10 protein-coding genes are annotated in these 16901 nt (G+C 48.1%); 2 read left to right on the top strand and 8 right to left on the bottom strand.

From position 1 onward, the window contains the following. Positions 1-11 precede the first annotated feature (11 nt). From VOA_RS08105 to VOA_RS08130, 7 genes are all read right to left on the bottom strand, one after another. Positions 12-1583 carry an ATP-binding cassette domain-containing protein gene (locus VOA_RS08105; RefSeq protein WP_001121821.1) on the bottom strand — a complete coding sequence of 524 codons (1572 nt, stop codon included), beginning with the start codon at positions 1581-1583 and terminating at the stop codon, positions 12-14. A 383-nt stretch (positions 1584-1966) separates the two neighbouring features. Continuing rightward, entirely contained in the window at positions 1967-2473 is a 507-nt protein-coding gene (gene def, locus VOA_RS08110) for a peptide deformylase (RefSeq protein ID WP_000279459.1), read from the bottom strand. Between the two features lie 254 nt (positions 2474-2727). After that, positions 2728-5556: a hypothetical protein gene (locus VOA_RS08115; protein ID WP_000773771.1), complete on the bottom strand. Its 2829-nt coding sequence runs from the start codon at positions 5554-5556 to the stop codon at positions 2728-2730. A 378-nt stretch (positions 5557-5934) separates the two neighbouring features. Further along, the gene (gene lhgO / locus VOA_RS08120) at positions 5935-7146 is read right to left on the bottom strand and encodes an L-2-hydroxyglutarate oxidase (RefSeq protein WP_000638712.1); all 1212 of its coding nucleotides are present in this window, start codon (positions 7144-7146) and stop codon (positions 5935-5937) included. Continuing rightward, positions 7143-9284, bottom strand: coding sequence for a TRAP transporter permease (locus VOA_RS08125; RefSeq protein WP_000072023.1), 2142 nt, complete (start codon positions 9282-9284; stop codon positions 7143-7145). Before VOA_RS08125 ends, lhgO begins: the two co-directional genes overlap by 4 nt. A 178-nt stretch (positions 9285-9462) precedes the next feature. Then, the gene (locus tag VOA_RS0117940) at positions 9463-10470 is read right to left on the bottom strand and encodes a TAXI family TRAP transporter solute-binding subunit (RefSeq protein ID WP_000810877.1); all 1008 of its coding nucleotides are present in this window, start codon (positions 10468-10470) and stop codon (positions 9463-9465) included. A gap of 310 nt (positions 10471-10780) precedes the next feature. Then, entirely contained in the window at positions 10781-12133 is a 1353-nt protein-coding gene (locus VOA_RS08130) for a sigma-54-dependent transcriptional regulator (protein ID WP_000445773.1), read from the bottom strand. 289 nt (positions 12134-12422) lie between these two features. Here VOA_RS08130 and VOA_RS08135 point away from each other — a divergent pair, with 289 nt between their 5' ends. Beyond that, entirely contained in the window at positions 12423-14477 is a 2055-nt protein-coding gene (locus VOA_RS08135; RefSeq protein WP_000773412.1) for a sensor histidine kinase, read from the top strand. A gap of 114 nt (positions 14478-14591) precedes the next feature. On the opposite strand, the gene VOA_RS08140 is transcribed toward VOA_RS08135, so the two are convergent. Next, positions 14592-15761 carry a lytic polysaccharide monooxygenase gene (locus tag VOA_RS08140; RefSeq protein WP_000873601.1) on the bottom strand — a complete coding sequence of 390 codons (1170 nt, stop codon included), beginning with the start codon at positions 15759-15761 and terminating at the stop codon, positions 14592-14594. 446 nt (positions 15762-16207) lie between these two features. On the opposite strand from VOA_RS08140, the gene VOA_RS08145 reads away from it, so the two are divergent. Then, the gene (locus VOA_RS08145; RefSeq protein WP_000720503.1) at positions 16208-16555 is read left to right on the top strand and encodes a DUF3316 domain-containing protein; all 348 of its coding nucleotides are present in this window, start codon (positions 16208-16210) and stop codon (positions 16553-16555) included. Positions 16556-16901 lie beyond the last annotated feature (346 nt).

Genomic DNA, 16901 nt, shown 5'->3' with positions numbered 1-16901 from the left:
GCTGGTTCTATTTACTCCAACGTCCAACAGCGATCTACTTGGGTTTCTGCCACAAAATAATCATCATGACTGACGAGAATCAATGCGCCTTGGTAATGCGCCAATGCCTTGGCTAAGGCTTGTTTGGATTCAAGATCGAGATGATTATCCGGCTCATCAAGCAGCAAAATTGGTTCATTGGCAACATGGCTGACCATTAACATCGCCAGTTTTATTTTTTCACCTCCACTGAGAGGCTTCGCGAGTCGATAAACGGTGTCTCTGCGAAAACCGATCCCCGCCAAAAGTAAGCGAGCATCATTGGCCGTCAAACCTTCACAAAACCCCGTCAAATTGTCGAGCAGTGACTGGTTTAAATCCACCAGGGTATAATGCTGATCGAGATACACCACAGGAGCGTTGCACTGGATATTGCCTTGATATTGATGATGCAAACCCGCAACCGCTTTAAGAAAAAGGCTTTTACCCCCACCGTTTGGAGCGGAGAGACGATAATGCTCTCCCTGCCGTAGAAGCAGAGTCAGTGGCAAATGGTTAACCCCATCAGCGCTGTAATTCTCGACACTCAGCAAGGTGCGTTTTTTGTTGTTACCAATATCGGCAAGATAGAGCTTGGGATCCGACTCTTGCACTAACTTACCTTGCAATCCTTGCAATTGCTGCTGGTTTCGCTGACGCTGGTTGTGCGCATTCACCAAAGCCGCAGAACGATTTTTCTCGGCACGGTTCTTTTTCATATCCATCAAAATTTTCGGTTGGCTACCCGATTTCAGCGTTTTAACTCCCTGATTTGCCCGTTTTTGCGCTTTTTCCTGACTCTTTTGTATTTCACGCTCAATCGCTTTCTGTTCATTGTGCAATTGACTCACACGTCGGCTCACCGCTTCTTGCTGCAACTGCCATTGCTGTTGATAGTGGGCGTAGTTTCCTTCGAACCAATGCAAACCTTCTGCAGTGATCCGGACAATACGATCCATCTGCATTAACAGTGCTCTATCATGACTCACCACCAACACCGGACGATCCTCTTGTCGCAACTGGTCTATTAACCATTGGCGTCCAGTCTGATCGAGATGGTTACTCGGTTCATCCAACACTAACGCATCACAATTCGACAGAAACAGACGTTTGAGTCTGAGCGCCGCCAGTTGCCCGCCGCTGAGAAATCGACAGCTGGCATCCATAGGTAACGTAATACGCAGCTCATCCAGCAGTGCTTGAGTGGTTTCAGCAATGTCCCACAGCTCTCCCAACTCATCAAAATGCTGTTGGTCTACACTGCCAGCTTCGATTGCACGTAACGCATTGAGCGCTTTCGCTACACCAAGAAACTCGGCAAGGCTAACATCCGTTTCGGGATCCGAGGTTTGCTGAGCGTAGTAACCGACCTGACCGTGGCACACCACATGTCCAGCCGTAGGTTTTAACTTACCCAGTAGTAACTGAAGCAACACCGATTTACCGATACCATTACGGCCAACAATGGCAGTGTGTCCTTGAGGAAAGTGAAAATTAAATGGATGAAACAGCCACTCACCACTTTCTAACTGATAGCTTAATTGGTGGGCATAAATAATGGGCATAAAGATCCCCTCTACTGTTCAAAGAAAAGTAAAGAAGCCAGTAAGCAGATGACCACGCTGGATAGGCGTTTTCCGGCGAACCATCGCCAATCGCACACCCTAAAATATGGCAAAACGAGTCACACTCAGTGAACAAACAGAAATGCAATAACGCCTACTAACTCCAAGAGCCGAATGAAATTAAGATCATCGGTAATAAGGAAGTTAGATATCCATGTTGGCGTTATCTCCAGAAGAAAGGATGGCGGGAGGTTAACAAGTGAGCGACTAAGTTGTCAATATTGGGCAATAGTGGATTCTGAGTTGTTTACTCACTTCCTAGATCAAAAAGCCACCCGTTATACAGGCGGCCTTTTTATTTTGAAACAATCGGTATGTCGCGATTAGCGTGCGCGATTCTTCACATGTTTTTTGACTTTTTTCATCGCCATTTGCTGTTTCAGTGGTGATAGATAGTCGATAAACAGATTTCCAGAAAGATGGTCAATTTCGTGTTGCATGACAATGGCAAGGAAATCGCTCGTTTCGATACGAAGTGGCTTACCATCACGATCCAACGCTTCAACCACGACAGAGGTATAACGCTCCACATCAGCGTAGTAGTCAGGCACCGATAGGCAACCTTCTTGCCCCATCTCTTTATTGCTGCCGCTCACCACTTTCGGGTTGATCAACACCATCGGCTCGTCACGATTGTCTGACAAATCAATCACCACAATCGCTTCTTCGCGACCTACTTGCGGCGCTGCCAGACCGATGCCGTTGTCCGTGGCGTACAGGGTATCAAGCAGGTCGTCAATTAAGGTTTGTACTGAGGCAACATCCGTTACCTGTTTGGATTGAACACGAAGTCTTGGATCGGGTGCAGTAAGAATCTCTAGAACAGCCATGGTTTCCTTGGATCATCAATTGAATAAAAATAACGCGGCGTAAGATAGTGTTTTCTCTCCAACTTGTAAACCTTGTCTCCCCTCTCCATGAACACCGAGTCTCAGATGCCAGCCCACAACTGGTTTTTTCGTACCAGTCGGTACCGGCTTTAAAAAGGGCTGAGAGTCGCCCAAGGGTAATCAAACCTAGAGAGAATAATGAATGTTCTAGCAAGAAAAAGGTCGCCTTATGGCGACCTAGATACAGGGGTTACTTAGTGCTCACTACCACAATGTTCATGGTTGTGATCACTCTCAAGAACAGAGAATGTGCGGCTTACCGATGGCGAAGTCCAGCCTCCTTTGTAGTTAAGCGGTGTCCAACCAGAACTGAAAGTCCAACGATTTCCGTTTGACCAATACACGTTCGGTAATTGTGTACACTGCCCACGGTCATTCACAAAACCCGTACCATAGAATCCCTTATTATCAATCTGACACAATGGTTGACCATTTGAGTGCACAACGGGTTCACCACTCATGTCGGGGTTATAAATTGAAATCCATTCAAATGTATTCCATTCAGATTGTAGCGGTACTTTTGAACCATCTGGGCGTCGATAAGAAATACTGCTCCCCGCTTCACAACGTGCGCTATCGCCTTGCTCAGCAACAAAACCAAAATACTGTTCACCATCTTCGAAGGTGAAACGGCACAGGTAAGGTTTTTGCTCACCCATTGGGTAATTCACCACGTAATTTCGCTCTAAAAAGTTCAAGTTCTCAACCGCGCTGGTGCTCATCTCCAAACCATTTTGTAACCAACCTTGAGGCATGTCAGATTGAGACATAAAGTAGTTCTCAAGTGTGTACATGTGGTTTGGATCGCGGTGTTTACGTTTGCCAGCCTCAATGCCACTGTAATGATAAGGAGCATGTTCTGGCTTGTAGAAGCCATTGATGTTGTCATCCATATAAGGCAAATCACCTTTGCGGATATGGTAATTAGCGAGCTGGGTGATTAACGGCTGCCAACCATTGCCACCATTTGCAAAGCTTGTGTGGTGCCCAAACAGAGAGTGACCATCAAAACCGTGGCCAAACTCATGGGCAATAATGCCCCACGTTCCGTAGTAATGGGTGTAGAACATCCATGTGTCCACTCCAGTCACCGATGCGCTACCGAGTCCTCCACCCATCGCCGTAATACCAGCATTGACTCTGGGTCTCGCCATCAAAGCATCGTACCAATGTTGATAATCTTGCTCGCTGAAGAAACCTTGAGGCCCTTCTACCGCGCCGGCCTTACCATGCATGTTGTAGCCAAAAATATGCTTAAAGTTAAACCAGACGTGATTGAACTCTTCTTCCGACACCATATACGCCAGATTCGTTAGAATGATCAACCATTCACGGGCATAAAGGCCGTTCATCGCACGCCATTTGCCATCTTTTTGGGTTGCGAATTGTACATTCCAAGTTGGCTTCATAGAGGCAAGCTTTTGGGCAAACGCATCGGTTTTTGAGTTAAAGCGATAATCAAATAAGTTGGCGTATTCCATGCTACTGGAAAAAACACTTTCCAAATCGAGCAACCCAGTATCATCACTGGTATTAAACTGACCTGTACCAAAAGAGCTCAATGGCAGGGTAAATTGCGCATAAGCAGGAATACGGTCAAGATTCGCGAGCACAACCCAATGATCAATGCCTTCCAGTTTCAATTCCAGATTGATATCAGTCAGCTCTACGGCGGCATAGCTTGTGACCTGTACTGTATCTTTATCGAGCAATACGGTTTTGACAGGGGAATTAATTTTTACCGAACGTAATGATGGATTGGTCAGGATATGATGCGGCTCATCGAGTGACAGAATGTCGCCGATAGAAAATGGAGCCAACTCGTCAAATTTAAGTTTGGTGGTTTCTACATAAGCATTAGGGGTAAATGTCACGGCGTTGGTACGTAGTGCATCAAAGCGAATTTGTCCTGCCGCCGCGGAGATCAATTCATCATGTGCGAAATGCAGATCGTTTAGGTTGCCGACCGGTGCGCCATTCAGTTGAGTCATCGTGCGAATTGGGTTGGTAAACTGGAATTGGTTGGCAATCACATCGCTCACCTTGTGCCATTCCAGTCTGCCATTGCGGTTCACGATCAGCTGTTCACCATCTTTATCGATTTTCTGCAGTTTGACATCCAGTCGTTGTTCCGCTTGCAACGGAACGCCCGCCGCAGCGGCAGATTCCACTTTGTTCAAGTCGTAGATGTAGTAGTTTTTATTTTCACTCTGCACAAGCAGGTAGTGATCTAACACGTGCATTTGCACCTTACGGTGAGTGTACTTACCTTCAAACTGTAAAGTGGCAAACTGTGGTGCACGTAAGTTATTTTCTGGTGTTGCATCTTGCTGGCGGTACACCTTGATTTTGTCTGAGGCGTCAGAAACCACTACATAATCACGCGTTGTAGTCACGGCTTGTGCATGCAACAACGAATTTGTACCCGAGTGGTGGCCCGTACCTAAACTCATTACATGTTGGTGATTGTTATCTAAATCAAAAATATCGACACGGTTGGAAGAGAGAGATGCCACATAAAGGAGGTTGTTGTCGATATGAAGTTCATTGATCCGGCGATAAATCGATATATCAGAACCTTGTTGAATACCTTCGATTTGCCCCAGCATGCTTCCTGTCTTCGCATCAAGAATCAATACCACACCCGGCGTAATATCATGCGTGACGTAAAGTCGGTCTTGATAACGTTCAACTGCAGAAATAGTTAACCCAGAGATACCCAGCATGTCACCATTTAAGGTAAGCCCACGCTCAAAGTATTCAAAGTACGTAGTGACAATGTCACCTACTGGTGGAGTAACATCATCACTCTCTTTTGATACCCATACCCAAGGCGAATCCCAGCTATTTTCGGTGATACCGGCAGGAGACTGACCCGGATTAGCCCACCACTGAGTTTCATAAATATTGCCATTAAAAGAGACTTGCTCTCCGGCTGGATAGTTTTGACTTGGGTTATAAAGTTCTGCGGCTGACAAAGAGCCAGAAAGCATGATGGAAAGGGCAATCAAGTTTAGTTTCATTTTACACGAGCTCACTGTTTGATTAATGAATGGCGATAAAGTGGGGAACGCCTAAATTGAGTTCAATAGTCACCGACAGAGTCTTGGCAGATTGAAAGCCACGAGTCTAAATAGAGATGACAGAGTTAAAGCGGATTATTAATTACAGAATGTCATTTCGATAGAAACACTACCGCGACAATGAGACAGGGGTTCCAACAGCGTCAATTCAATATGCAAAAAATGAGATCTTTTGCCAAGAATAGGCAATTAGCATCATATAAACCAACCGAGAGGTAACAATAAAATCAATTTAACACACTGATAAGTAAGAATTTACTGACGATAAGTATTTGTGGAGAAGAAAATGCCCACAATGCCCCGTGAGCATAAGGAAGATTAAAGGGTCAACTTTTCCGCGATTTTGTCACACAGATATTCGCCAATGGGCATCGCAGAGGTGGCCGCTGGAGAAGGGGCGTTACACACATGCAAACTGCGCGGACTTTCGGCAAACAGAAAATCGTGCACCAGCGTACCATCACTTAATACCGCTTGGGCACGAATGCCTGCAGGGTAAGGCTGAAGATCGGTCAGTTCGATATTTGGGCAGTATTTACGTACCAACTGTAAGTAGCCCGCTTTCCACCATGAGTTTTTCATTTCGACCATGCCAGTTTTAAAGTGCTTGGCACTCACTTTCCAAAACCCAGGGAAGCGAAGCATCTCCCACACATCATGCAGACTGACATTCCATTTGCCATAACCTTCACGCTTAAAGCCTTGTACCGCATTGGGGCCAACGGTCACGCTGCCATCAATCATGCGGGTTAAATGTACACCGAGAAACGGCAATTCAGGATCGGGGATCGGGTAGATCAGATGACGCACCACTTGGTTATGCTTGGGTGCCAAACGATAGTATTCGCCACGATAAGGGATGATCTGAAAATCCGTCGGCAAACCGAGCATCTTGGTTAAGCGATCGGCCATTAATCCAGAGCAAGTCACTAGAAATTTGGCCTGATAACTCACGCGTTGGTTCTTCTGTTGGCAAGTCAGCGTGATCGAGGATGGCGTTTCTTCCAAGCCCACCACTTCCGTGCCAATTTTCACATCACCCCCCAACTGCATAAAGGCTTCGGCCATTTTCTCAGTCACCAGACGATAATTGACAATACTGGTCGCTTTCACCAAGATCGCCCCCAAGCCACGAATATTGGGCTCCGCCAGCTTCAACTGTGCGGCATCAAGCTTTTCAACGTCGATCTGATTTTGTAAGCAGCGATCATAGAGTGCGTGCATGCGTTCAAGTTCTTGCTCATTGGTGGCCACCAATAACTTGCCGCAGTTTTCCACTGGAATATTGTTTTGTGCGCAAAACGCCAAAGTACGTTCGACTCCGCGCTTACAAAAATCGGCCTTCAAACTGCCGGGGGCATAATAAACCCCCGCATGGATCACCCCGCTGTTGTGACCGGTTTGATGGAGGGAGAATCCCGCCTCTTTCTCAATCAACAGCACCGATTTTTCCGGATAACGCTGTTTCAGTTGCCAAGCGGTGGAGACGCCGACAATGCCGCCTCCGACAATCACGTAATCATAAATCATGCAGATTTCGCCTCCTGTACCACCGAATTTGCTCGCTCAACGCGAGTTGATGATTTTCGTGTGTAGATAAAAATCGCCACAAATAACGCCACACAAACTAAACGGATCCAAATCGGCAAATTTGGCCACACCAGCAGCACACCGATCACCGCCAACAGCAAACGCCATAAGAGATTCAGCTTCCCTTCTAGATAGCCTTCAATCGCACCAATCATGGCGTAGGTGCCAAAAATCGCGAAGATGCCGATGGTGATAACCGTGGTCGCATCCCAACTGATGAGTTGGGTATAGGCAATCAACACAGGAACCAAATACAAACCTTTGGCAATTTTCCACGCGGTAAACCCAGTACGCATCGGCGGTGTTTTGGCGATGGTGGCCGCTGCAAAGGCCGTCAAACACACCGGTGGCGTCACGTTACTGTCTTGCGAGAGCCAGAAGATAATGAGGTGCGCCGAAAGCAGAGCCAAACCAATCGCTTCTAACCCTAAGCTTTGTTGTAGCAAGGTTTCCACAAAATCTGCGGGAACAAGACTAATCAGCTCATGGGCTTTTTCCGCCGCCATAGGCGCATTGAGCAAGCTCAATTGATCCGGCGCCGCCAGCATGAAAATCGCTTTGGCTTGTTCCGGTAATTGCCCCGAAACCATTAAGTCCACCAACTGGCTTTCTGCCAGCAGTTTGTACAGCGCCGGAGCAGAAAGCGTACCCAAAACAATGTACGCTGCCGTTACTGGTAGCCCCATCCCCAGCACCAAAGAGGCCAAGGTAATCAGCACCAACATGGTCAACAGATCGCCATTTGCCCAGTTGTTGATCATCAATGAGAAGGTATTGCCGATGCCGGTTGTGCTAATGACGTTAATCACCAAGCCGATGCCGACCAACAATACCGCGGTGGTTGCCATGTTTTTCGCACCTTGCTCCAACGCTTCAATGATCGCTTTAGGACCCATTTTGTGATTTTTGGAAAACCACGAAGCGACAATCACCGACAGAATCGACAAGCCCGCCGCGTACGTTGGGGTAAAGCCTACCACCAATAAGGTCACGAGTACGGCGAGTGGGATCAAGTTATGCCAACCCGACACCAACACTTTCATAAACGGCTCTTGGCTCGTAGTGACAATCTGTACGCCCATGCGTTTGGCTTCAATACGCACGAAAAACGCAACGGAAAGGAAATAGATGAGTGCCGGAATAAACGACACTGCAACAATATCCACATACGGAATTTGCGTGTACGACGCCATGATGAACGCGCCTGCGCCCATCACCGGCGGCATGAGTTGCCCGCCGGTCGAAGCTGCGGCTTCCACACCGGCGGCGAAACGTGCTGGAAAGCCCGCTTTTTTCATCATGGGAATGGTGATCACGCCCGTTGATACCGTATTCGCGACACTAGAGCCAGACACCGACCCCATCAAACCCGAAGCCAGTACAGCAATAAAACCGGGCCCCCCCACCACTTTACCTGCCGCAGCGCGTGACACATCCATAATGTAATCACCCACCCCAGAGCGCACTAAGAAGGCACCAAACAGGATGAACATGAACACGAAACTCCAGCTGATCGCAGCAATCGAGCCAAACATGCCTTCGGAGGAATAGAAACTGCGATACAGCAGCGTTTCAGCACTTAAACCGGGAAAATGGAAAATGCCGCCAGCCCACTTGCCCCAGACTGAAACATAGGTCAAACAGATCAAAATCAATGTAGGGATAAACCAACCCATGGTGCGGCGGATCATCTCCATCACAATCAAGATCGCGAGAATTGAGAAAACCCAATCGCTGGTGACAAATTTCACGCCGCGCTCATAGAGCGCATCTTCCGCCAGCATCAAATAGATCAAGCACGCCAGTGCCAGCAGCGCTAACAACACATCAAACGCCAGCGCAACTTTGCTTTCACGCCAACGAGGTAAGGCGGGATACCACAGCGCGCAAATCATCGCGAAACCCGCGAAGTGGATGGCCGAAATCCACAATTCTGACCAAGTGGATAACGTATTAAACCAAATGTGCGCCAGTGACAGCAGCACACACAATACGGAAATCGTGCGCGTTACCCAGCTAAAACGGGTACGGGTCGGCACTTCGAACTTTTCCAGTTCTTGTTCTACTGAATTGCTCATTGCGTTACTCCAACAGCGAGACAACTAAGCCATATCCCCTCGCGAAGCGGCCGTAATGCAAAGACTTCCGGCAGTTTCGGGATAGACAAAGAAAACCGAGATGCCCTTTCTTTAGATTGACTTCATGTTGAAAGGGTAAGACTGCCCGCTCCCGAGCAGTCTTTCGCGTTCGCCAAACTTACTGTGGCATCAAGTGAGCTGGAATTTTAATCCCCACTTCTTGGTAGTAACGCGCCGCACCGGCGTGCAGTGGCATAGGCAAGCCTTCGATGGCTTTCTCAATTGCCATATCTTTGGTCGCTTTGTGGATGCCTTGTAGGAAAGCTAAGTTCTCGTACATGGCTTTAGTGAGCTGATACACATCCTCTTCCGAAATGTCGGTACGCACCGCGAGGAAGTTCGGCTGAGCAATGGTGGTGATGGTTTTATCGACGCCCGGATAGGTGTTCGCCGGAATATCAAACTTGGTCCACAAGTTGTAGTTACCGTTGGCTTGTTTGATCTGCTCATCGGTAAAAGAGAGGATCTTGATGTCGTTACCCATCGCTGCAAAAGCTTGAGTCACCGCGCCCACGGGCACACCCGCAGGCGTGTTCATGCCATCAATGGTGCCGTTTTGCAGCGCACTAGCACTGCCGCCGTAACCCAAATAAGCCAGATTAAAGGTATCAGGGTCAACGCCAATCCCTTTCATGATCTGCCGACCCGAAAATTCCGTGCCTGAGTTTTTCGAACCAATCGAAAACTTTTTCCCTTTCATGCTGGCCAGATCGGCAATGGTGCCGGTTGGCGCGAGATCAGAGCGCACAATAAAGTGCTCCACGTTCTGCCACAGCATAGAGACGGAACGCAATTGGTTTTGACGCTCCGCATACGGGCCTTCGCCCGCCCATGCCCAAGCACCGTACAAACCTTGTAAAATCGCGAACTGCGCTTCGTTATCGTTCATCAACTTCACGTTTTCACCCGATCCTGCCGAGCTAATAGCGGATAATGAAAAGTGGTAGCTCGGGGTGAGTTTGACTTTAGTCAGGGTCGCTAGAGCTACCCCAACGGGGTAATAGGTTCCTCCGGTTGACGCGGTGGCAAGAATGTAGCTACGTTCTTCGGCTGCGTAAGCTCCACCGATTAAACCAAACGAAGTGATGGCGGCTAATAGGGTTTGCGTAAGGCGCTTTTGTTTCATCGTGACTCTCCATGTTGTGATTATTTTTCGATGCTGCACCGTTTCCAAATACGGCTGGCGTACAGCATTGGCAATATCACTAACAGCAAAGAAGGTGCCAAAAATTAATTCATTGTTTTATAAGTAATTAATTTTCAACACAGATAAAAATGAGCAAGATCTTGCTGATTGAGCCTAAACCACATCAGCAAAAAACCGCCGATCATCGCGCGTGTTTTAGGCTCACAAATCAGGAGAGCGATCACGCAAGGTTAATTAAATGTGATCGATGTTAATAAAAGCCATTGAAAAGTGATGAGCAAAATTTTGCTCATTCCTCCTGCGAAGTAAAATCACCGCGGAGCAAACCAAACTTCTGCATTTTCTGATTCAGAGTGCGCCTTGGCAAATCCAGCTCTTTCATCACTTCACTGATATTACCTTGATGGCGATGCAGCGCTTGAGCGATCACTTTACGTTCAAAATTGTGTACTTGAATCGCCAGCGGTAACCCCGCCGAGGCTTCTTCTTCGGTCATTCCCGGACGTGAAACCAGAATTTCCCCAACACTGATGGTGTCATCCAGCGCATAACGCAGCGCGACATTGCGCAGCTCGCGCACGTTGCCCGGCCAACGATAAGTGAGCAGCGCCAACCGATCCGCTTCACTTAGGCTGCGCCATATCGGTTTCACTTGTACGCAGAAGTGTTCAAACAGCAGCAAAATATCTTCACCTCGCTCACGTAGCGGCGGTAAATAGAGCTGCGCGACATTGAGACGATAGAACAGATCTTGCCGAAATTCCGCGTGCTGCCGCAGCTCTTCCTTGGCTGCCGCGATGACCCGCAGATCAATGGTGAGCGGCTGATTACTTCCCACCCGCTCTACCACATGATCTTGCAGCACGCGGAGCACTTTCACTTGCATGGCCAGCGGCATGCTCTCGATTTCATCCAGAAACAGGGTGCCTTTATCGGCCAGTTCCAGCTTGCCAATCCGCCGCTTCACCGCACCGGTAAACGCACCTGCTTCATGGCCGAACAGTTCACTTTCAAACAGGTTTTCTGGGATCGCGCCACAGTTGATCGCCACAAATTGACCACGCTGACGCTCACTGGTTTGATGCAGACACTGCGCCACCAGCTCTTTGCCACAGCCGGTTTCGCCGTAAATGATCACGTTGGTATCCATCGCTGCAACTTTAGCGATTTGCTCGCGCAGCAGTTGAATCGACTTACACTGCCCAATCAAGATCTGCTCTAACCCTTTGGCAGAGGCAAGATAGTGGGCACGCGATTGTGATGACAGCGCGTTTTGGTACCGACTGACCGCTTGCGCCACGGTGTTGGCAAGGCGTTCTGGTTGAAATGGCTTCTCAATAAAATCGAACGCGCCTTGATGCAGCGCTTTCACCGCCATATCGACATCGCCATGTCCAGTGATCAAAATTACCGGCGTCAGCGGCTGCACATTTTTCAATGCCACCAACAGACTCAACCCATCGGTATCGGGCAAGCGTACATCACTCACCACGGCCGCGAAACTCTGCTGCTCAATCGCCGCTAACGCGGATCTGCCATCAGCAAACATTTCCACGTCAAACCCCGCCAGTTGTAACCACTGGCCTGTGGCTTGACGCACAATGTCGTCGTCCTCAATCAATGCAATCCGTTGGCTTTCCACACTTGACCCCTTGTTCTATACCCAAACAACTTGGAGTTGCAGGTAGGCGGCAAGTGAGTGAGTCCCCATGAGCATAGATAGACTATGTGATTGGGGTGAACGAACGTAGCCAACACCGCTGCAGCTTCAAGTAGGAAGGGTATACTTGTTGTGCGGCTAAAGTAAGCAAATTTGTCGAGCTTGGAAAGGAGCCGCCTCTCACTTCTGAGTTACCCGTCATTAACATTTATCGCTTTCGTTGCTAAGTTGAACCGTCAAGCTCGGTGCTCGTTTTAAATAGGAAAATGCTTTGAAGCTCAATAAAGCAAGTTGGATAGTGTTAATCATTGTGCTGCTGATCGCGGTGCGATGGGGCTCGCACGCCATCAGTGAAAACTGGCAACTGGGACAAGCGCAGCGCCACGGCGAGCAGCGTTTGCTCGATTACATCAGTGATGTAAGGCGCACTCTAAGCCGCTTTTATCATTTGCCGTACCTGATGACCAATGAAGCCAACACGCTCAAACTGTTTCAGGGCGATGCTCGCCCGCAAGCCCAATTACAGCAACAATTGGCGCAACTCGATAAAGCCGCCAATACCAAAGGTTGGTACATACTAACCCTCTCCGGCTCAGTATTGAGCGCCAGTAAAAATGCCGAAAACTGGAAACTCTCTGATGGCAAAGCCATCATCAACAAAATTTTGCAACAGCGTGAAGGGATTTCGATTGTCACCAAATCCGTTGGCACTAAGCCTATTTACTTTGTGGCCGCCCCTGTTTACTTAGATTTGGAAATCATCGGCGCTGTTGCAGTACAAGTGGATTTAAATGTATTGGCTGATCAATGGTTTGCCAACGATGAATTAATCCTCTTTCAAAATGCTCAACGCCACTATTTTCTCTCCAGCAGTTCAGTTTACAGCGCAGACTGGATTGCGACTCACCCAGAAGTAACGGAAGCAGCACACAAGCGCACCCTCTTTGATAGCACACGCATCACACTGTGGAATGTCGAACAAGCCCCTTACCTTGCTCAATCCGTCACGCTAGATGACCTGAATTGGACGATTACTTATCTGACACCACTCAAGACCATCAATGCCACGGTGATGTGGATCAGCACCAGCTCTGTCGTAGTCGTTTTATTGCTGCTGTTACTGGCACGGCTGCGTTATGAGCAGTATCAAAAGCGCCTGAGTGAAGCCAAGATTCAGCAAGTGTTGTTTGAGGCCGAAGAGCGACAACGCAATATGATCAACAAAACCCACGTTGGACTGCTGCTGATCGATGAGCAAGGCCGCATTGAAGAGATCAACCCGATGGCAAAGCGTTATTTCAGCCTCTCGGAAAGCATGGTGCATCACCTGCAAGCGTGGTCGCTGTTTGATACTGGAAACCCGAATACCACCGTGCCATTGCTGCTAAAAAACCTCACTCGGCACCAAGAACTGGCCGACATCACCAACGTGGAAACGGTCGCTCGGCGCAGTGATGGCCGTTTGTTTCCGGTGCTGTTCTCCCTGATTGCGGTCAGTTGGAAAGATCGCCGTCACTATTTGGTGACACTGATTGATATCAGTAAACGCAAGAAAGCGGAAATCGCACTACAGAATGCCAATCGCGATTTGCAAGAGCGAGTAGAAGAGCGCACCGCAGCGCTGAAATCCGCTCAACAAGAGCTGATTGAAGCGAGCAAAATGGCGGCACTGGGACGCATGTCGAGTGCGATCACCCATGAGCTCAATCAGCCCCTCACCGGTTTGCGCACCCTACTTTCTAGCAACGAATTACTCCTTGAACGCGGTGAAACTCAACTACTGAAAGCCAATACCAAGCTGGTGCATTCTTTGATTGATCGCATGGCGGCGATGACCTCCCAACTCAAATCCTTCGCGTTCAATCGACCCGACGCTTTGCAAGCCATCTCGCTGCCCGATGCGTTACAGGAGATTTTGCGCATTCATCAAGCACGCTTGGCTCCGGTGGATGTTCGAGTTCGGCTTTCTAGCGATCTGCCGTTGGTGATGGGGGAAGAACAACGCTTGCGCCAAGTGCTCGGTAACTTGGTGTCTAATGCGTTAGATGCGATGAGTCAAACCTTAGAACCGAAGCTCAGCATTAGCGCCGTGAGTGAAGAACAGCAAGTGATCGTGCGCGTAAGTGACAACGGTTGTGGGATTGCCCCTGAGCTTCTCACCACCATGTTTGAGCCGTTTCAAACCAGCAAGAAAATGGGCGAAGGATTGGGGCTTGGCCTAGCGATTGTCGCCAACAGCCTGCGAGATATGCAAGGCAGTATTGTGGCAACGAATAACCCCGATTCGGGCATGAGCTTCGAAATCCGCTTGCGTGCCGCCCAATAGCGGCAACGTGCTTGATTAAAAAGAAAAACAGGTTGTACGATACAACCTGTTTTGGCGAGTGACAGCGCCTTTTGAGTGTATATAAACGCTCAGTTCGTCAAAAAGGCAGCGCGCTTAGCGCCACACACCCCATTCACCTGTGGTTCCCGGCTCTTCACCTTGTGTCCACCACTGGGCAGTCCAGCTCTTGCCTTTATGAGTGACTAACGCGCCTGCGGTATAAGTCTTGCTCTTATCCCATGCATTTTCGGGTTGAGTCGGTGGCGTGGTATCTCCCTTCGTCAGCGATAAACGGTAAGTGAGGTTACTGTTTGGCGCAAAGACTTGGTTGGCATACAGATTTTGCGTATCAAACATGTAGTGGTTCATCTCTTGGTGCCAAATACCAATAAACCATTCGCCGTTTTTCAGTTGATTGAACTGACCCGCGAGCTCGGCAGGCCAAGTCTCCAAATTGTTGGCACGAATTGGCAAGGCAATATCTGTCGTTTCCATACCTGTCGCATCAAATGTTCGCAAGCGAACACTATCTCCGACTTCAACAAGGCCAAACCCTTGCGGTACGTAGTAACCCAGAGCAGTGAGCTTAACTGGATCGGTCGGGTCAGTCGGATCTGGTGGCGTTGTAGAGCCGCCAAAGGTGATGTCACTACAGTTGTAGAAACCTTCACCACCCGCATCTACCCGCTGCCAGCGCGTGTAAAGAATCGCATCACCACTGCGATCTTGTGGCAGTGTGACTTTAAAGCGGTATTTTTTATCACTTCCCGCAGCGACATCATCCGAGCTGCCCACCAATTCCAAGTCATCCCACGTCAGTGGCTTGGTGTGGTCGTAAGTCGCTTTAGTTAAGTAAAATTGCCAATACGAGGGATTGTGAGGGGTCGCCGCATGGAATACGACCTCAATTTGACCATTGGCATCTAGGGTGATTCCGGTTTTTTGCCAATGGGCAGAAGGCACATTCAAGCCCGCTTTGGCTTTATCGCCCGCCGAACAGAGCTCGCCATCTTTCACCACCGCTTTTACCGCGGCCATATCCCGATACTTCTGCACATTGGCCGAGACTTCATTGCGCTGCACAAACGGAAACGCGCCGGAAACATCATAGGCCGCCTGACACGCTTGATTTGGAATGGCGTTATCCCAAAAACCGCCGTCAAGGTAACAGGTGTTTTGCCTTGCGCTTGGGAATTCCACCCAACCATGTGCTTGTACCTGCGGTGTAGCCAAAGCCCCGAGCATGACTGAGCCTAGCGCACTGATTTTTAGTCCGTATTTCATGATTATTCCTTATTCGTTCTGACTATGGTTACTCGCCATTCTTGTTTACAAATGGCTAACCAAAGCTAGCAATAACCCCAAAATAACATGTCAATTTCAGCACAAAGCCCAGTGTAGAATTGGTCAATTTGCAGCTTAACTTCCATTGCCAACATGCAACAATCATGAGTTGCTTAGGCTCTTCGAGACACTTCAAACTCTTTTGTCTAGAGCCTAGGCAAGCTCTAACACAACAAAGGCTGAAGTAAATAGGGATTTAACTGTGTCATGAAATCCCAGCTTAAGTCAGTTTATGTAAAGAAACCCAACCATACCTTTTCAAAAGCTTTACCCTGCTTGACGGACTCTTTACATAACCATTGATAGTATGAATATCTCTCTCAACAAGAGAACACAAATTACTTTTAGAAACTCATTACAGCTTTCAAACTAAATAAGGAAAACTTATGAAAAAGATTATTCTCGCCGTTACCGCTCTTACTCTCAGTGCTGGTGCGTTTGCGTCTATCGATACCAACCACAAAGCACGCTCAATCAATGCGGGTGTTTACGCGAGCCAAGAACAAGCTTATGCCGCTGGATTTAAGAAAATCGAGCAGTTACAAGCTCTGCCTAGCAACAAATTAGTGAATGAACTTTCAGTATGGCAAAACAGCGTTGTACCAAAAAGTGTCAAGATTGATGGTACTGAAGTTGTGGTTCAATCTTTTGCGAAACAGCCAGGTGTCGTTGAGTATCGCTCGATTGTTAAAGTCGACTACCAATACAAAACTCGTGAAAGCAATCGCGACTAAGTCGATCAAACCTGTCTCAGATGGCAAAGGATTGCCATTGATTCACCTCCTACGTCCATTCCCTCTCTTATTATCCCCATACGCACTTCCAGCACTCAATTTACGAAAGTGATTTATTTTCGCTCAATCTACATTTAAGTTCAGACGAAAATTTCACAACCACAAAAGCAATGAAAATAATCCAAACGCTTAATTTTGCGATTAGAGTCAATAAAAACGAAAATTTACAATTTGTTTTTATCAATGAAATAATTCACGTGCCACATCAATCACAGTAATAACAACGAATAAACATAAGAATCTCGAAACTTTCGAACGAAAACAAATTGCTCGTTCGCTATTTCTT

Origin of the sequence: Vibrio sp. RC586 (genome assembly GCF_000176715.1) — a bacterium.
Lineage (GTDB): Bacteria > Pseudomonadota > Gammaproteobacteria > Enterobacterales > Vibrionaceae > Vibrio.
The sequence above is the reverse complement of the archived record's forward strand: the minus strand, read 5'-3'. Positions and strand labels throughout refer to the sequence as shown.